A 17391-nucleotide genomic window follows, 5' to 3' on the forward strand; every position below is an offset into this window, starting at 1 on the left:
GGGCGGGGCGCCCAGGCAAGGATGCTGCTTGTTCTCTACTTGTTGTTCTCTGACGTGTTCAGGACTTGTTCAGGCCGGGGTACAGCGGGTGCTTCTCGGCGAGTGCCGAGACGCGCGTGGCCAGTGCCTTGGCCTTCGCCTCATCGAAGTCCGGCAGCAGCGCCTCGGCGATGATGTCCGCGACCTCCTGGAAGTCCTCCAGCTGGAAGCCACGGGTGGCCAGCGCCGGGGTTCCGATCCGCAGACCCGAGGTGACCATCGGCGGGCGGGGGTCGTTCGGGACGGCGTTGCGGTTCACGGTGATGCCGATCTCGTGCAGCCGGTCCTCCGCCTGCTGGCCATCGAGCTCGCTGTTGCGCAGATCGACCAGGACCAGATGGACATCGGTGCCACCGGAGAGCACGGAGACGCCCGCGTCCACCGCGTCCGGCCGGGTGAGCCGCTCGGCGAGTGCCTTGGCCCCCTCCAGCGTACGCTGCTGGCGCTCCTTGAACTCCTCGGTCGCCGCGATCTTGAAGGAGACCGCCTTCGCCGCGATGACATGCTCCAGCGGGCCACCCTGCTGGCCCGGGAAGACCGCGGAGTTGATCTTTTTGGCGTACTGCTGCTTGGAGAGGATGACGCCGCCGCGCGGACCGCCGAGGGTCTTGTGGGTCGTGGTGGTGACCACATCCGCGTGCGGCACCGGGTTGGGGTGCAGACCGGCGGCGACCAGGCCCGCGAAGTGCGCCATGTCCACCATCAGCAGGGCACCGACCTCATCGGCGATCCGCCGGAAGGCGGCGAAGTCGAGCTGACGCGGGTAGGCGGACCAGCCAGCGATGATCAGCTGCGGCCGGTGCTCCTTGGCGAGGCGCTCGACCTCATCCATGTCGACCAGACTGGTCTTCTCATCCACGTGGTAGGCCACCACGTTGTACAGCTTGCCGGAGAAGTTGATCCGCATGCCGTGGGTGAGGTGCCCACCGTGGGCCAGATCCAGGCCCATGATGGTGTCGCCCGGCTTGAGCAGGGCGAACATCGCCGCCGCGTTGGCGGAGGCGCCGGAGTGCGGCTGGACATTCGCGGCCTCGGCGCCGAAGAGCGCCTTGATGCGGTCGCGGGCGATGTCCTCGATGACGTCGACGTGCTCACAGCCGCCGTAGTAGCGGCGGCCGGGGTAGCCCTCGGCGTACTTGTTGGTCAGGACCGAGCCCTGGGCCTCCAGCGAGGCGACCGGAGCGAAGTTCTCCGATGCGATCATCTCGAGGGTGGACTGCTGACGGTGGAGCTCGGCGTCGACGGCGGCGGCGACGTCCGGGTCCACCTCATGGAGGGAGCTGTTCAGAAGCGACATCAGATCTTTGTTCCGATCGTGGTGTGCCGGGTGTGTGGGCTCAGTTAGCTGGTGAAGGCGGTGTACTCATCGGCGGAGAGCAGATCCTCCGGCTCTTCCGTGATCTTCACCTTGAACAGCCAGCCGCCCTCGAAGGGGGCGGAGTTCACCAGCGCCGGGTCGTCCACGACATCCTGGTTGGTCTCGGTGACCTCACCGGTGACCGGCGCGTAGAGGTCGCTGACCGACTTGGTCGACTCCAGCTCACCGCAGGTCTCACCCGCGGTGATGGTGTCGCCGACCTCGGGGAGCTGGACATAGACGACATCGCCGAGGGCGTTGGCCGCGTGCTCGGTGATACCGACCGTCGAGACGCCGTCCTCGGCGGCCGACAGCCACTCGTGCTCCTTGCTGTAGCGCAGCTGCTGGGGGTTGCTCATGACCTGGATTCTCCCGGATGAAGGGTGGTGGCTGTGAAAGGGGTCTTGACAGGTGGGACGGGCTCTACTGGTTGTACGGCTGTACCTGCTGGCTGTACCGGCGGTGCCTGCTGGGGTTCAGCGCTGCCGCTTGTAGAACGGCAGGGCGACGACCTCGTACGGCTCGTGGGTGCCGCGGATGTCCACGGCGACCCCCTCCGTACCGGGGGCGGCGTGCTCGGCGTCCACGTAGGCCATCGCGATCGGCTTGCCCAGGGTGGGTGAGGGGGCCCCGGAGGTGACCTCGCCGATCACCGTGCCGTCCGCGGCCACCACGGGGTAGCCGGCGCGGGGCACCCGGCGGCCTTCGGCGATCAGGCCCACGAGCTTGCGCGGGGGGCTGGTCTCGGCCCGCTTGGCGGCGGCCTCCAGCGGCGTACGGCCGACAAAGCGGCCGTCGTTTGTTGTCTTCTCGAACTTCACCACCCGGCCCAGACCGGCGTCGAACGGTGTCGTGGCGGTGGTCAGCTCATGCCCGTACAGCGGCATACCCGCCTCCAGGCGCAGGGTGTCGCGGCAGGACAGACCGCACGGCACCAGGCCGGCGTCCTCGCCCGCCTCGGACAGCGCGTTCCACAGCTTCTCGGCGTCAGCCGGGGATACGAAGAGCTCGAAACCGTCCTCGCCGGTGTAGCCGGTGCGCGCGATCAGCGCGGAGACCCCGGCGACCGTGCCCGGCAGGCCCGCGTAGTACTTGAGCCCGTCCAGATCGGCGTCGGTCAGGCTCCGCAGAATTCCGGCCGCCTCGGGGCCCTGCACCGCCAGCAGCGCGTAGGCGTCCCGGTCGTCCCGTACGGCCGCGTCGAAACCCCCCTGGCGGTCGGTGAGCGCGTCCAGCACCACCTGGGCGTTGGCGGCGTTGGCGACCACCATGTACTCCCGCTCGGCGAGGCGGTAGACGATCAGGTCGTCCAGGATGCCGCCGTTCTCGTCGCAGATCATGGTGTAGCGGGCCCGGCCGGGCTTGAGCGCTGACAGATTGCCCACCAGCGCGTAGTCCAGCAGCTCACCGGCGGCGGGCCCGGTCACGGTGATCTCTCCCATATGGGAGAGATCGAAGAGCCCGGCGCGGGTGCGTACCGCGTTGTGCTCATCGCGCTCGCTGCCGTAGCGCAGCGGCATGTCCCAGCCCGCGAAGTCGGTCATGGTCGCGCCGAGCGCGCGATGCACGGAGTCGAGGGCCGTATGGCGGGTGGTGTGACGGGGCGGTTCAGACATTTCTGGCTCCCAGGCAGGGGCGGACACGTCCTCCCCATCTGTCATCGGAACCTGAGAGGTTCGCCGCAGGCCCGTTCGGGCCACGGCTTGCACCTTGGGTGGGGATTCGCGCCTTCCCAGGCGCGAAACCCACTTTTCAGATCTGCCTCACCCGCGCGGTACGGGGCCTGAGAGATTCAAGGGAGGACTTGCTCCTTCGGCGCCCGGCACCCTCGTTGACCAGGGGTGCGGGGACTCTCCCGCGCAGGTTCAAACGGCCGGTATGGAGTTTGCGGGCTCATCATGACATGGGCTACGGGCGGGTGGCCATGCACACGGCCCGCCACCGGTGGGCAGTGGCGGGCCGTGTCCGGGGACACACCGGGGACGCAGACCGGGGACAGACCGGGAGAGGGGAGGGGAATCGGGTCAGCTCGGCAGCTCCGGCAGGTCCAGGTCTGACAGGTCCAGCTCCGGCAGGCCGTCGGTCGGCAGATTGGGGCGATCGGGCCGCTGCGGCGAGTCGCCGGAATTCGGCTGGGGCAGGTTGGCCCCGTCTCCCAGGCCCTGCAGCGCGTCCAGCAGGCTCTTGAGGACGTTTCCCAGCGTGGAGACGAGCTCGTCGAGGAGGTCGTTCGGCTGCGCTCCGGCGCTGACTCCCTTGCTCTGTTTATCCAGCTTGTCGAGCGTGTCCAGCATGGCCTCGACCTCGGCCGTGGACTCGTCGAACTTGCCCATCGGGTCCGTGACGGCCTCGATATGGCGGAGTTCCTTCTTGACGGCCCGGACGTGCTTGGTGACATCCGGCGTACGGCCGTCCTCTTTGGCCCTGACCACCTCACTGAGCAGAGCCATGGTGGCGGATCTGATGTCGCGTGCGGAGTCCATGAGTTCCGCCTGCCGACCGGTCGCATCGGCGCTCAGCAGCGAGGCGTGGGCGGCGGCGCGCAGGGATCGCTCCGCGGATGTCGCGGCGCCCGCGGCCACGGCGGGGCCGAGGACGAGAGCGCCCGCCAGCGCGGCGGCGAGAGCGGCGGAAGCCGTCATGTTCCGGTGCATGGGGCAGCACCTCCAATTCGTCAGAGTGGGAGTTCCACACTTCAACGGGGTTGCACGTTCCGCAACCGGACAGCGGCTGTACGTGACCATCCGGGTTACGCCACCGCCGCTGCCCCTCTTGTCGAGCTTGTCGTGGCCGCGGCTAGGGTTTCGCTTATGACCGCTCCGCAGCAGCCACAGCACTTCGGGCCGGGCCACGGCGGTGGCTGGCCCGGCAATGAGCTGGAGGAAACCCTCGCAGCGTCCCTCGGCGTCCCGGAGGCGGGCGCCCGGCTGCTGGAGGTGCTGGGCCGCAGCAGCCTGTGGGTGCCGCTGCCGGAGGGCGGCGGCCCGGACAGCTCCGACCTCGATCTGCCGACCATGCAGCTGGGTGATGCGCCCTACGTCCCGGTCTACAGCTCCGAGCAGCAGTTCCTGCAGTGCGTACGCACGCCGATGCCGTTCGCCATCGTGTCCGCCCAGGAGCTCGCGCGCGGACTGCCACCGCAGGTCGGTATCGCTGTGAACCCGGAGGGCGCGGTCGGTGTGCCACTGCCCCCGGCGGCGGTCGCGGAGCTGTGCAAGGACGGCGGCGCCGAGCGTATCCCCGGGGCACCGAGCGGCGCCCGAATGCGGCTGTTCGAGCCGGACTGGCAGGAGGACCCGGTGGACTTCCTCACGGCCGCCGCGGGCGAGTTCGCGATGTTCCCGCCGGTACGCACCGCACGGCGCGGTCTGGCCAGTGCGGAGGGCGATCCGCCCGCGCTCTTCATCGGGGTTGAGCTCGACCTGCTCGACCCGGAGTCGCGCCAGGGCGCCCATGACGCGCTGGCGCGCGCGCTCGGTCGCCAACCGGTCAAGTGGCCGGTGCAGTTGGTGCTGCTGGACGCGGCGCAGGATCCGGTGGTGGAGTGGATGCGCCAGTGTGTGCGGCCTTTCTACAGCCGGAGCCCTGCCGCTTCCGGCTCGTAAGCTGGTTGGATGTCGGGGGCGGGTGCGCACACGCGTGCCCTGGGGCAGGTGACCGAAGTTGAGAAGGGGCGGGCCACGTGAGCGCGGCTGAAAGCGTCGAGGAGCTGCTGCACCAGGTGTCGCCCGGTCGGTATGACGCCTACGAAGCGCTGCTGCGCGCCCTCGCCGACGGTCAGGTGTGGATGCTGCTCTGGCACGGCCGACCCGGTGCGCCCGATGCCCAGTACGGGAACATGGAGGTGGCCGGGCATGGCTACGCGCCCTGTGTCACCTCCGCCCAGGAGCTGGCGGCCTCCGGCTGGAACCGTGCGCACGAAGTGATCGGCGGACGGGACATCGCCGCCGCGCTCTTCCCCGACCGCTGGGGGCTCTGGCTCAACCCGCACGCACCGGGCGGCGGCGTCGGCGTCCCCTGGCTCGATCTGCGCCGGATCTCCGCCGGCCTGGACCGGCTGCCCGCCGGCCCGCTGCGCATCGGTGAACCGTCCCTGGACATCCCGCAGTTCTACGCCCAGCTCACCCACAACGCACAGCGCACCCCCGCGGTGCGCAGTCTGCGCCGGGCCTGGGTGCAGCCCGCCCTGGGCGCCGCGTACCTGGTGATCGGTCTGGATCTGTACGACGCCAGCCAGCAGGCCGTGGAATCGGTGCGCTTGATGATGAGTCAGTCCATCGGCGCGGTGCCCGACGGACTGCCGGTTTCCACGGTCGCGATGTCCGATGACTACGACCCGGTCGCGATGTGGCTACGGGCCAACTCACGCCCCTTCTTCGACCGTGACGCCCACGGCGCGGCCAACCCGAGCGCGGCCGCCGCACCCGGATACGGATACGGCTACCCCCGGCCGTACTGAGACTCCGGTACGGAAATGTCCAACTACCGCCTGTTGTCTGACAGGGCAGGGTCTCAGCTCGGTATCGCCGACATGAGAACGGTTCACACCTATGTAGATGCACAGTAATGTGCGGGCGACCAACATGTCTGAACCACCACTGACCCCTGAGGTGGAGTATGCGCATAGCCAGATCCCGGGTCGTCCAGACGATCGCAGCCACCCTTGCGGTCGGAGTGATTGCCACTGGATGCGCCAGCGAGCGAGGCGATGAAGGCAGCGACAAGCCTTTCGTGTTCGGCGCTCCTGGCGACCCAGCCGCTCTGGATCCGTCGATCACCAGCGACGGGGAGACATCCCGAGTCACCCGTCAGGCTTTTGAGGCTCTGCTTGAGCACGAGCCGGGCGGCACTGAAATCGTTGGCGGACTGGCCGAGAAGTGGTCGAGTAACGACGCAGGCACAGAGTGGACATTCAACCTCCGTAAGGGGGTCAAGTTCCACGACGGTGCGAAACTCACCGCTGAGGCGGTGTGCAAGAACTATGACCGCTGGTACAACTGGTCGGGGACTTACCAGCTCGACGCCCTCTCATACTACTGGCAGAAGGTCTTCGGCGGATTCGCGAAGAACGAGAACGAGGATATCCCCGAGGCCAACTACGACGGATGCACCGCAGCGGACGAACTGACCGCGGTCATCAAGGTCAAGAAGCCCACGGCCAATCTGCCGGGCGGATTCTCCCTGCAGTCGCTCGCCATCCATTCGCCCAAGTCCATTGATGCCTATGAGAAGGACAAGCCCAGCGGCAAGGGCGATGCGATCAACTACCCCAAGTACAGTCAGGAGGCCGGTACGGTCGCCGGCACCGGGCCGTTCAAGATAGTCAAGTGGAACAAGGGCAACAAAGAAGTCACTCTCGAGAAGTTCGATGACTACTGGAACGAGAAGGGCAAGGCCCGCATAGACAAGCTGGTCTTCCGCACCATCGACACCGAGGCCGCCCGCCGCCAGGCTCTGCAGAGCGGGGACATCCACGGCTATGATCTGGTCGCCCCCTCGGATGTGAAGACGCTGGAGAAGGACGGTTTCCAGGTCCCGGTCCGAAGTGTCTTCAACATCTTCTATCTGGCCTTCACCGAGGATTCGCACAAGGCCTTCGCCAAGAAGGACGTCCGCACCGCCGTCATGCACGCCATCGACCGCGAGAACATCGTGAAGACTCAGCTGCCGGAAGGCGGCAAGGTCGCCACCCAGTTCATGCCCGACACCATCGATGGCTACTCGGACCGAGTGAAGACGTACGCACATGACCCGAAGAAGGCCAAAGACCTGCTCGCCAAGGCGGGCGAAGAGGATCTGACGGTCGAGTTCTGCTACCCGACCGAGGTAACCCGCCCCTATATGCCGGCGCCCACCGACATGTTCCAGATCATGAAGTCCGATCTGGAAGGTGTGGGCATCAACGTCAAGCCCAAGCCGATGAAGTGGACCCCGGACTACGTCGACACCACCCGCGACGGTGGATGCCAGATCTACCTGCTGGGCTGGACCGGTGACTTCAACGACGGCTACAACTTCATCGGGACCTGGTTCGGCAACTACCAGAAGGAGTGGGGCTTCCGCGACGACAAGGTATTCGACGCGGTGAAGGCCGCAGGCAGCGAGCCGGATGCCGAGAAGCGGGTCGAGCTCTACAAAAAGGCCAACGAAATCATCATGGACTACCTCCCGGGCGTGCCGATCTCCTCATCGCCACCGGCCATCGCATTCGCCAAGGACGTGAACCCACCGAAGCTCTCCCCGCTGACGCAGGAGAACTTCGCTGAGGCTTCCTTCAAGTAACAGCACATCGCGCAGGTCCGCCCGGCCACGGCACGTCGGTGGCCGGGCGGACCTGGCTATGAGGGGAAAGAAAGGGGGCATCGCGGGGTGTTGCGTCTCATCGTTCGAAGACTGCTGCAGCTCATTCCCACCCTGCTCGGCCTGTCGGTTCTGCTGTTTCTCTGGCTGAACCGACTGCCGGGCGGTCCGGCGGCGGCCATGCTGGGAGAACGGGCGACCGCGGAGCAAAAAGCGCGGATCGAGGCCGCACTCGGGCTCGACCAGCCGGTGTGGGTCCAGTACGGCCGCTTTCTCAGGCGGCTGACCGAGCTGGATCTGGGGACGTCATCGCAGACCGGCCAGCCAGTGTGGGACGAGTTCGTCAGACGGTTTCCGGCCACGGTGGAGCTTGGTGTCTCGGCCATGGTGATCGCCGTCCTCCTCGGCATTCCGCTCGGGTACTTCGCGGCCCGGCGGCGCGGCAGCTGGCTGGATGTGACCGCGGTGTCCGGTTCCCTGATCGGCATCTGTATCCCGGTCTTCTTCCTCGCCTTCATCCTCAAGGCGATCTTCGCCGTCAACCTGGGCTGGTTTCCCAGCTTCGGCCGCCAGACCACCGGTATCAACGCCACCGAGGTGACGGGCTTCTACGTCCTGGACGGCATCCTCACCGGTGAGCTCGACGCGAGCGGCGATGCCCTGATGCATCTGGTGCTGCCCGCGCTGGCGCTCTCCTCCATTCCACTGGCCATCATCACCCGCATGACCCGCGCCAGCGTGCTGGAGGTGCTCAGCGAGGACTACGTCCGCACCGCTGAGTCCAAGGGCCTGCAACAGCGGGTGGTGCGCGGCCGGCATGTGATGCGCAACGCCCTGCTGCCGGTGATCACCGCCATCGGCCTGCTGACCGGTGGTCTGCTTTCGGGGGCGGTTCTCACCGAGTCGGTCTTCGCCTTCGGTGGCGTCGGCTCGTTCATCCGTACCGCCATCGATGCCCGGGACTACCCGGTGCTCGTGGGATTCATCATGTTCATCGCGCTGGCCTACGTCCTTATCAACCTGCTGGTTGACCTGGCCTACAGCGTTATTGACCCGAGAGTGCGGGTGCACTGATGAGTACCAGGACCGACAAGATAGACCGGCTCGCGGAGCTCACCGCGGAGCATGAGGCCACCAGCGGCGGCAGCCTGTGGGTCGAGGCCATGCGCCGACTGCGCGCCAGCAAGATGGCTCTCATCGGCGGCATCGTCATCGCGGTGTTCGTCGTCCTCGCCGTCCTCGGCCCGTGGATCGCCCCGTACGACCCCACCGCCCAGACCTGGCGCGGCGAGGTATTCCGCAACCAGGGCATCTTCGTGGGGGCGCGCGGCGAGAACTGGTTCGGACTGGACCACCTGGGCCGCGACGAGTTCTCCCGGGTGCTGGTGGGCGCGCGGCAGACGCTGCTCGTCGGCGTGGTGGCCACGCTGCTCGGCTTCACCGTGGGCGCCCTGATCGGCGGAGCCTCCGGCGCCGCCATGACGCTGGGCGGCAGGATCGGCCGCCGTATCGACACCGTCATCATGCGCTTCATCGACATGATGCTGGCGCTGCCCTCGCTGCTGCTCGCGGTCAGCATCGCGGCGATCATGGGGCAGAGCCTGCTGACCGTCATGATCGCCGTGGGGGTGGTGCAGATCCCCATCTTCGCCCGGCTGTTGCGCGGTGCGATGCTCGCCCAGGGCGGCTCCGACTATGTGCTCGCCGCCCAGGCGCTGGGGGTACGCAAACGCCGTATCGTGCTCGCCCATGTGCTGCCCAACTCGCTGAGCCCGGTGATCGTACAGGCCACACTCAGCCTCGCCACCGCCATCATCGAAGCCGCCGCGCTCTCCTTCCTGGGCTTGGGAAATCCGGACGCGGCCGTGCCCGAGTGGGGTGTCATGCTGGCTCAGGCGCAGGTTTTCATCGACAGCGCGCCCATGCTCGCGGTCTATCCCGCAGTGGGCATCATCGTCACTGCCCTCGGCTTCACCCTGCTGGGCGAGGCCATGCGGGAAGCCCTCGACCCGAAATTGCGGAGTTGATGACATGTCGTTGCTTTCCGTGGACGAACTGACCGTCACCTTCACCGGGCGCGGACACCGCGATGTGCGGGCCGTGTCGGGGGTGTCCTTCTCCGTTGACCAGGGCCAAGTCGTAGGCCTGGTGGGGGAGTCGGGCTGTGGCAAGAGCGTCACCTCCCTGGCCCTGATGGGGCTGCTGCCCGACCGTGGGGTCACGGTCGGCGGCCGGGCCGACTTCGACGGCACCGATCTGCTCTCCCTGAGCAGTGGCCGGATGCGCGATCTGCGTGGCTCCCAGCTGGCGATGATCTTCCAGGACCCGCTGTCCTCGCTCAACCCGGTGGTGCCCATCGGTGTGCAGGTCACCGAGATCCTCAACCGGCACCGGGGCATCAAGGGCGAGGCGGCCCGAAAGGAGGCCGCCGCACTGCTGGACCGGGTGGGGATTCCGGACCCGGACCGGCGGCTGAAGGAGTATCCGCATCAGCTCTCCGGCGGTATGCGGCAGCGGGCCCTCATCGCGATGGCGGTGGCCTGCGCGCCCCGGCTGCTGATCGCCGATGAGCCGACCACCGCCCTCGATGTGACCATCCAGGCGCAGATCCTGGAACTTCTGAAGGAGCTCGTCGACCAGGAGGGCACCGCACTGCTGATGATCACCCACGATCTGGGGGTGGTCGCCGGGCTGTGCGACCAGGTCAATGTGCTCTACGCGGGCAAGGTGGTGGAGTCCGCCGAGCGGCGGCCGCTGTTCGCGGCGCCCACCCACCCGTACGCCCATGGGCTGCTGGAGTCGATCCCACGGCTGGACGCCCCGCACGGTGAGCCGCTGAACCCGATCCGGGGTTCCATCAACGACACGATCGCCTGGGACGACGGCTGTGCCTTCGCACCCCGCTGCGACTTCTACACCATGGAGTGTCTGACGGGGACTCCCGAACTGACAGAGCCACGGACGGCCGGGCACCAGGTCCGATGCGTGAACCCGGTGCTGTCCAAGAGCGCCACGGATCTGGAGAAGACGGAGGCCAGCTCATGAGCCTGCTCGAACTGGACGGTGTGAAGGTCCACTTCCCGGTCAAGAAGGGCATCTTCTTCGACCGTACGGTCGGCCATGTCTACGCCGTTGACGGTGTCTCGCTCTCCGTCGCGCCCGGTCAGACATACGGCCTGGTCGGTGAGTCCGGCTGTGGCAAGACGACGCTCGGCCGGGCCATTCTGCGGCTGGTCGACATCACCGCTGGCGACGTCGTCTTCGACGGCACGGACCTGGCGAAGCTGCCGGATGAGGAGATGCGCCGCTTCCGCCGCCGGCTGCAGATGGTGTTCCAGGATCCGCTGGGCAGCCTCAACCCGCGGCAGAACATCGAGTCGATCCTCTCCGAGGGCATGGCCGCGCATGGCATCGGCGCCGACCAGGAGGAACGGCGCGGCAGAATCCAGCAGATCCTGACGAAGGTCGGTCTGCCGACGAACGCGCTCTCCCGCTATCCCCATGAGTTCTCCGGCGGACAGCGGCAGCGCATCGGCATCGCCCGTGCGCTGGTGCTGGAACCGGACGTGATCATCTGTGATGAGCCGGTCTCCGCGCTGGATGTGTCCATCCAGGCGCAGGTGATCAACCTGCTGGAGGAGCTGCAGGAATCCATGGGCCTGACCTATGTGGTCATCGCCCATGACCTGGCCGTGGTGCGGCATATCTCCGATGTCGTCGGGGTGATGTACCTGGGCTCGCTGGTGGAAGAGGCGGCCAGCGACACGCTGTACGCCGAGCCCAAGCACCCGTACACCAGGGCGCTGATGTCGGCCGTGCCGGTGCCCGATCCAGCGGTCGAGGACAGCCGGGAGCGCATCCTGCTCACCGGCGATCTCCCCTCACCGGCGAATCCGCCCACCGGATGCCGCTTCCACACCCGGTGTCCCTGGAAGCAGGAGAAGCTCTGTGCCACCGAACGCCCGGAGCTCAAGGACCTCGGTGGCGGCCACAAGGTGGCGTGTCACTACGCCGCCGAGATCGCGGCCGGCACGGTCCAGCGGCGTGGCGACGGGAGCGCGGCGGCGCTGGCGCTGACTCCGGCGGCCCCGGACTGACCCGCCGGTCCCGACGGCCTCAGCCCTGCTCGTACTCCTCGCCCGGGTGCGGGCGGGGCAGATGCAGGCCGAAGTACATCGCGCCGATCCGCAGTGCGAAGACGAGTCCGGCCGACACCACGGTGGCGGGCGTCTGGGCCACCTCCAGCCAGTGCAGGATCAGATAGCAGAGCGCACCGGCGAACGCGGCGGTGGCGTAGACGTCCTCGCGCAGCAGCAGGGGCGGGAACTCCCCGCACAGGATGTCGCGGATGACCTCGCCCGTCACCCCGGTGAGTACGGCGAGGATGAGTACCGCCAGCGGGGTGACACCGGTCTCAATGGCGGCCCGGGCGCCGATCACCGTCACCACGGCGAGGCCGACGGCGTCGACCAGCAGAAGTGAGCGGTGCGGCAGCTTCCAGAAGCGCAGATAGATCATGGTGCCGATGCCCACACTGCCCACGACGGTGAGCAGCACCCAGTCGTGGGTCCAGTAGAGCGGGTGCCGGTTGAGGATGAGCTCGCGCAGCGTACCGCCGGACATCGCGGCGATGAAGGCGAGCATCAGGCCCCCGAAGGGATCCATGTTCGCGCGGTGTGCCGCCAGCACCCCGCTGGCGGCGAAGGCGGAGACACCCACCAGGAAGACCACATGCAGCATGAGGGGATCATCCCAGTAGTAGAAAGCTGTACGGTTCACCGTATGACCGAGGCAACTATCGGGCGCAGTGAGTTCGACCGTGATACCCAGGTGCAGCTGCGTGAGCCGGGCGTGTACGACATCGACCTCCCCTCGGGCTGGGCGATCGGCGGAGCCCTCAACGGCGGCTATCTGCTGGCCGTACTGGGCCGCTCCCTCAGCGAGGCGCTGGCACACCCCGACCCGTTCACCATCACCGCTCACTATCTGACCGCCACCCTGCCCGGGCCCGCCGTCATCCGCACCGATCCCGCGCCGAGCGGCCGCAGTCTGTCCACCGGCTCGGCCAGGCTGCTCCAGCTCACCGAGGACGGCACCGAGGCCGAGCGCATCCGGGTCCTGGCCACCTACGGCGATCTGGGCGCCCTGCCCGGCGATGTCCGTACCGCCGCCAAACCACCGGAGCTGCCGCCCTACGAGCAGTGCCTCGGCTCACAGGACAACCCCGGTCACGCCACCGGTGCCCCCAGCACACCGCCGATCGCCGCCCGGCTCGATCTGCGGCTCGACCCGGCCACCGTCGGCTGGGCACTGGGCGCTCCCAGCGGACGCGGCGAGATGCGCGCCTGGTTCGGGCTGGCCGACGGCCGCGACCAGGACCCGCTCTCCCTGCTGCTCGCGGTCGACGCCCTGCCGCCAACCGCCTTCGAACTGGGCGTCAAGGGCTGGGTGCCGACCGTGGAGCTCACCGCCCATATCCGCTGCCGCCCGGCCCCCGGTCCGGTCCGGATCGCGATCACCACCCGTAATCTCGCGGGCGGTTACCTGGAGGAGGACGCGGAGGTCTGGGACAGCCAGGACCGGCTCGTCGCCCAGTCCCGGCAGCTGGCGCGGATACCGTCCGGCAGCTGACCTGACGTCAGCCGCAGGCCGCGGTGGTACGCGGCCGCTGTGTGCTGGCGATGGTCGCCGAGCCGACCACCCGGGTGCCGTCGTAGAGCACGATCGCCTGGCCCGGGGCCACACCGCGCACCGGCTCGGTGAAGCCGACCCGCAGCTCATCGTCGACGAGCTCCGCTGTGACCGGTGTCTCCCCGCCATGGGCGCGAAGCTGCGCGGTGTATGTGCCCGGCCCGCTCGGGGCGGTGCCGCACCAGCGGGGCTTGATGGCGGTGAGGGCGGTCACGTCCAGGGCCTCGGCCGGGCCGACGGTGACGGTGTTGTCCACCGGGGAGATGTCCAGAACGTAGCGGGGCTTGCCGTCCGGGGCCGGATGGCCGATACGCAGGCCCTTGCGCTGGCCGATGGTGAAGCCGTACGCGCCGTCGTGGCTGCCGAGCTTGTGACCCTCCTCATCGAGGATGTCGCCCTCGGCGGTGCCGAGGTGCCTGCTGAGGAAGCCCTGGGTGTCGCCGTCGGCGATAAAGCAGATGTCGTGACTGTCCGGCTTCTTCGCGACGGCCAGACCACGGCGCTCGGCCTCGGCCCGGATCTCGTCCTTGGTGGTGAGCGTGTCACCCAGCGGGAACATCGCGTGGGCTAGCTGCTGCTCGTCCAGGACGCCCAGGACGTAGGACTGGTCCTTGGCCATGTCGGATGCGCGGTGCAGCTCACGGCTGCCGTCGTCGTTGAGTACGACGGTGGCGTAGTGGCCGGTGCAGACCGCGTCGAAGCCGAGGGCGAGGGCCTTGTCGAGCAGCGCCGCGAACTTGATCTTCTCGTTGCAGCGGAGGCAGGGGTTGGGGGTGCGGCCCGCCTCGTACTCCGCGATGAAGTCCTCCACGACATCCTCGCGGAACCGCTCGGCGAGATCCCATACATAGAAGGGGATGCCGATGACGTCGGCGGCGCGGCGGGCGTCGCGGGAGTCCTCGATGGTGCAGCAGCCACGGGCCCCGGTGCGGAACGATTGCGGGTTCGCGGAGAGGGCCAGATGGACGCCGGTCACATCGTGCCCGGCGTCTGCTGCGCGGGCGGCGGCGACGGCGGAGTCCACGCCGCCGGACATGGCGGCCAGTACGCGGAGCCGCTGGCGCGGCGGGGTCGAGTGAGTCATAACCCTTCCAGGGTACGGGCCCGGTTCGTCCGGCTCCCCCTTGGCGCGGGCTCGCGCGGGGTGGCCCTGTCGCTGGGCCGTGCCCGCGCGCCCACCCCACTGCCGGGGTGGGGGTTTCCCCGTACCGGCTCCCCCGCGCGGCGGGACTCGACCCGGATGCGGGGCGCCGTGGTGGGTTTCCCCAATTCCCGCCCCTTCCCGGAAACCGGGGCTTCGCCCCGGGCCCCCGGGGTTGGCCCGGTGCGGGCCGGTGGGCGGGTGTTGTGCCCACCCTCCCCCATAGCCTTAAGGGCATGGGGGGACCCCCATCGCCCCTCTGGGGGCACCTCCCAGACGAAGTCTGGGGGAGGCCCGAGTGCCCACAACACGGGGGTGGGGGTCTGGGGGCGGCAGCCCCCAGGTTCGGGAAGGGGCGGGGTTGGGGAAGCCACCCGTTCCCGGTGGAACTGTGGGGGTGGTGGGGACGTTTAGGGGCTGGAGGAGCGGAGCTATCACATCGGGGGCGGGCATGGCGGCGGAGCCGGAAGCGCGGGGGGTCAGTCGGCGGGCCCTGCTCATCGGCGGCGGGACGGCAGTCGCGCTCGGGGGAGCCGGGTACGCCGCGCGGGACGAGCTCCGGCGCTGGTGGTGGCGGCTGCCCGGCACGCACAAGCCGCGTAAAGAGGGCGAGGTCGACTTCCGGGGAGCCCAGTGGGTCGCCGCCTCGACCGCGAACTGGCGGCGGGCCAGTCGCCCGTACGACTACACCATCGACCGCGTGGTCATCCATGTCATCGAGGGCAGCTACCCCATCGCGCTGAAGGTCTTCCAGGACCCCGCACACGGCGCCGCCGCCCACTACGTCGTGCGCACCTCCGACGGCCGGGTGGCGCAGACGGTCCGCGAGCTCGATGTGGCGTATCACGCGGGGAACCGCTCGTACAACGAGCGCAGCATCGGAATTGAGCACGAGGGCTTTGTCGACCGGCCCGAGGCCTTTACCGACGATATGTACCGGGCTTCGGCCCGGCTGACGGCCGATATATGCGCGCGCCATGACATTCCCAGGGACCGTGAGCACATCGTGGGTCATAACGAGGTGCCGGGCGCGGACCATACGGATCCGGGGAAGCACTGGGACTGGGACCGTTACATACGGATGGTGCGGGCGGCTAGCTGAGGCCCGCCGTACGGGCCCGTTCCACAGCCGGGCCGATGGCCTCCGCCACGGCCTCCACATCGGCCTTCGTCGAGGTGTGCCCCAGCGAGAAACGCAGCGTGCCGCGCGCCAGCTCCGGGTCGGCGCCGGTGGCCAGCACCACATGGCTGGGCTGGGCGATGCCCGCCGTACAGGCCGAGCCCGTTGAGCACTCGATGCCCTGTGCGTCCAGCAGAAGCAGCAGTGAATCGCCCTCACAGCCGGGGAAGGCGAAGTGCGCGTTGGCCGGGAGGCGGTCCATGGGGTCACCGCCGAGTACGGCGTCCGGCACGGCGGCCCGTACGGCGGCGATCAGCGTGTCCCGCAGCGTGCCGATGTCCCGGGCGAACTCCTCGCGCCGCTCGGCCGCCAGCTCCGCGGCCACCGCGAAGGCGGCGATCGCCGGGACGTCCAAGGTCCCGGAGCGTACGTCCCGTTCCTGGCCGCCGCCGTGCAGCAGCGGCTCGGGGGTCTGGTCACGGCCGAGCAGCAGTGCCCCGATGCCATAGGGGCCGCCGATCTTGTGGCCGCTGACGGTCAGCGCGGACAGCCCGGACGCCGCGAAGTCCACCGCGGTCTGGCCGACGGCCTGCACCGCGTCGGAGTGCAGCGGGACATCGAACTCCCGGGCCACCGAGGCCAGTTCCCCGATGGGCAGGATGGTGCCGATCTCGTTGTTCGCCCACATCACGGTGGCCAGCGCCACATCGCCCGGCTCCCGCTCGATCGCCTCGCGCAGCGCCTCGGAGTGCACCCGCCCGTAGCCGTCCACCGGCAACCACTCGATCCGGGCGCCTTCGTGGTCCGCCAGCCAGTGCACCGCGTCCAGCACGGCATGATGCTCGACGGGGCTCGTCAGCACCCGTCTGCGAGCGGGGTCGGCCGCGACGCGCGCCCAGTACAGGCCCTTCACCGCCAGGTTGTCGGCTTCGGTGCCGCCCGCGGTGAAGACCACCTCGCTGGGCCGGGCGCCCAGCGCCGCGGCGAGCCGTTCGCGGGCCTCCTCGACGGTACGGCGGGCCCGCCGCCCGGCGCCGTGCAGGGAGGAGGGGTTTCCGGTGACGGCGAGCTGGGCGGTCATCTCCCGCACCGCCTCCGGGAGCATGGGTGTGGTGGCGGCGTGATCGAGGTAGGCCATGGTGTGGCCAATTCTACGAGCCCGTGGTCAAGCGCTCCGGGGCGCATACCGGGCGCGCGTGTGCGCTAGTACCGAATCGGCCAACCATGCCGTCTACGGCCCGGATCAGCCCCGCTCAGCTGCGGGTGTTCTCGGCCTGGAACATCCAGTGCTGCTTCTCGAGGTCACCGATGAGGTTGATGAAGACATCCTGGGTGACCAGGTCGGCCTCGCCCACCGCGTTCATGTGCTCGCGCATCCGGGTGATCACAGAGGTGAGGGCGACGACCATCGTCTGTACCGCCTCGGTGTCCTGCTGCCAGCCTTCCGTCACCGGGCCGATGCCGCTGCCCTCGGCGACGGTACGGACCCGGCCGTCCGGGGAGACCCCCAGGGCGGAGGCGCGCTCAGCGACGGTGTCGGAGTATTTCCGCGCGGTGTTCACGATCTCATCGAGCTGGAAGTGAATCGTCCGGAAACGTGGTCCCACCACGTTCCAGTGGATCTGCTTGGCGACCAGGGAAAGGTCGACGAGATCCACCAAGGCGCCCTGGAGCGCCTGGCCGACGACCTTGAGGTCCTGCTCCGGCAGTGTGCTTTTGACGGCATACATCCGTTGATCACTT

Annotated in this window: 17 protein-coding genes and 2 riboswitches; of the genes, 9 read left to right on the plus strand and 8 right to left on the minus strand. The window is 68.6% G+C overall.

Features of this window, described 5'->3' with window-relative positions; translation table 11 throughout:
* Nucleotides 1-58: 58 nt before the first annotated feature.
* The 4 genes from glyA to test1122_RS19780 form a co-directional block, all read right to left on the minus strand.
* Nucleotides 59-1336 (minus strand): serine hydroxymethyltransferase, encoded by a 1278-nt coding sequence (gene glyA, locus test1122_RS19765; RefSeq protein WP_232270497.1) that lies wholly within the window; start codon nucleotides 1334-1336, stop codon nucleotides 59-61.
* Nucleotides 1337-1380: 44 nt separating this feature from the next.
* Nucleotides 1381-1755, minus strand: coding sequence for a glycine cleavage system protein GcvH (gene gcvH / locus test1122_RS19770; protein ID WP_232270498.1), 375 nt, complete (start codon nucleotides 1753-1755; stop codon nucleotides 1381-1383).
* Nucleotides 1756-1872: 117 nt separating this feature from the next.
* Nucleotides 1873-3012 carry a glycine cleavage system aminomethyltransferase GcvT gene (gene gcvT / locus test1122_RS19775; protein ID WP_232270499.1) on the minus strand — a complete coding sequence of 380 codons (1140 nt, stop codon included), beginning with the start codon at nucleotides 3010-3012 and terminating at the stop codon, nucleotides 1873-1875.
* A gap of 28 nt (nucleotides 3013-3040) precedes the next feature.
* Nucleotides 3041-3158: riboswitch (glycine riboswitch) on the minus strand.
* Nucleotides 3159-3264: riboswitch (glycine riboswitch) on the minus strand.
* A 156-nt stretch (nucleotides 3265-3420) separates the two neighbouring features.
* Complete coding sequence (locus test1122_RS19780) at nucleotides 3421-4050, minus strand: hypothetical protein (RefSeq protein WP_232270500.1); 630 nt, start codon at nucleotides 4048-4050, stop codon at nucleotides 3421-3423.
* 156 nt (nucleotides 4051-4206) lie between these two features.
* Between test1122_RS19780 and test1122_RS19785 the strand changes: the two genes are divergently transcribed.
* The 7 genes from test1122_RS19785 to test1122_RS19815 all read left to right on the plus strand — a co-directional run bounded on the left by test1122_RS19785 (nucleotide 4207) and on the right by test1122_RS19815 (nucleotide 11793).
* On the plus strand, nucleotides 4207-5001 hold the full coding sequence (locus test1122_RS19785) for an enhanced serine sensitivity protein SseB (protein WP_232270501.1): 795 nt from the start codon (nucleotides 4207-4209) through the stop codon (nucleotides 4999-5001).
* A 77-nt stretch (nucleotides 5002-5078) separates the two neighbouring features.
* The gene (locus tag test1122_RS19790) at nucleotides 5079-5855 is read left to right on the plus strand and encodes an enhanced serine sensitivity protein SseB C-terminal domain-containing protein (RefSeq protein WP_232270502.1); all 777 of its coding nucleotides are present in this window, start codon (nucleotides 5079-5081) and stop codon (nucleotides 5853-5855) included.
* Between the two features lie 158 nt (nucleotides 5856-6013).
* The gene (locus test1122_RS19795; RefSeq protein WP_232270503.1) at nucleotides 6014-7678 is read left to right on the plus strand and encodes an ABC transporter substrate-binding protein; all 1665 of its coding nucleotides are present in this window, start codon (nucleotides 6014-6016) and stop codon (nucleotides 7676-7678) included.
* An 87-nt stretch (nucleotides 7679-7765) separates the two neighbouring features.
* The gene (locus test1122_RS19800) at nucleotides 7766-8770 is read left to right on the plus strand and encodes an ABC transporter permease (protein ID WP_232270504.1); all 1005 of its coding nucleotides are present in this window, start codon (nucleotides 7766-7768) and stop codon (nucleotides 8768-8770) included.
* The gene (locus tag test1122_RS19805; protein WP_232270505.1) at nucleotides 8770-9723 is read left to right on the plus strand and encodes an ABC transporter permease; all 954 of its coding nucleotides are present in this window, start codon (nucleotides 8770-8772) and stop codon (nucleotides 9721-9723) included. Before test1122_RS19800 ends, test1122_RS19805 begins: the two co-directional genes overlap by 1 nt.
* Before the next feature lie 4 nt (nucleotides 9724-9727).
* Entirely contained in the window at nucleotides 9728-10741 is a 1014-nt protein-coding gene (locus test1122_RS19810; protein ID WP_232270506.1) for an ABC transporter ATP-binding protein, read from the plus strand.
* Entirely contained in the window at nucleotides 10738-11793 is a 1056-nt protein-coding gene (locus tag test1122_RS19815; protein WP_232270507.1) for an ABC transporter ATP-binding protein, read from the plus strand. The genes test1122_RS19810 and test1122_RS19815 overlap by 4 nt, the downstream gene beginning before the upstream one ends.
* 19 nt (nucleotides 11794-11812) lie before the next feature.
* Here test1122_RS19815 and test1122_RS19820 read toward each other — a convergent pair whose 3' ends face one another.
* Nucleotides 11813-12436: a trimeric intracellular cation channel family protein gene (locus tag test1122_RS19820; RefSeq protein ID WP_232272000.1), complete on the minus strand. Its 624-nt coding sequence runs from the start codon at nucleotides 12434-12436 to the stop codon at nucleotides 11813-11815.
* 42 nt (nucleotides 12437-12478) lie between these two features.
* Between test1122_RS19820 and test1122_RS19825 the strand changes: the two genes are divergently transcribed.
* Nucleotides 12479-13327, plus strand: a complete 849-nt coding sequence (locus test1122_RS19825; protein WP_232270508.1) for a thioesterase family protein — start codon at nucleotides 12479-12481, stop codon at nucleotides 13325-13327.
* 7 nt (nucleotides 13328-13334) lie between these two features.
* Here test1122_RS19825 and mnmA read toward each other — a convergent pair whose 3' ends face one another.
* Complete coding sequence (gene mnmA / locus test1122_RS19830) at nucleotides 13335-14471, minus strand: tRNA 2-thiouridine(34) synthase MnmA (protein ID WP_232270509.1); 1137 nt, start codon at nucleotides 14469-14471, stop codon at nucleotides 13335-13337.
* A 508-nt stretch (nucleotides 14472-14979) separates the two neighbouring features.
* Between mnmA and test1122_RS19835 the strand changes: the two genes are divergently transcribed.
* On the plus strand, nucleotides 14980-15630 hold the full coding sequence (locus test1122_RS19835) for an N-acetylmuramoyl-L-alanine amidase (protein WP_232270510.1): 651 nt from the start codon (nucleotides 14980-14982) through the stop codon (nucleotides 15628-15630).
* On the opposite strand, the gene test1122_RS19840 is transcribed toward test1122_RS19835, so the two are convergent.
* Nucleotides 15623-16786: a cysteine desulfurase family protein gene (locus tag test1122_RS19840; RefSeq protein WP_232270511.1), complete on the minus strand. Its 1164-nt coding sequence runs from the start codon at nucleotides 16784-16786 to the stop codon at nucleotides 15623-15625. The genes test1122_RS19835 and test1122_RS19840 overlap by 8 nt on opposite strands.
* A 115-nt stretch (nucleotides 16787-16901) precedes the next feature.
* The gene (locus test1122_RS19845; protein WP_232270512.1) at nucleotides 16902-17378 is read right to left on the minus strand and encodes a Dps family protein; all 477 of its coding nucleotides are present in this window, start codon (nucleotides 17376-17378) and stop codon (nucleotides 16902-16904) included.
* Nucleotides 17379-17391: the final 13 nt, after the last annotated feature.

This window comes from Streptomyces gobiensis (assembly GCF_021216675.1).
GTDB lineage: Bacteria > Actinomycetota > Actinomycetes > Streptomycetales > Streptomycetaceae > Streptomyces > Streptomyces gobiensis.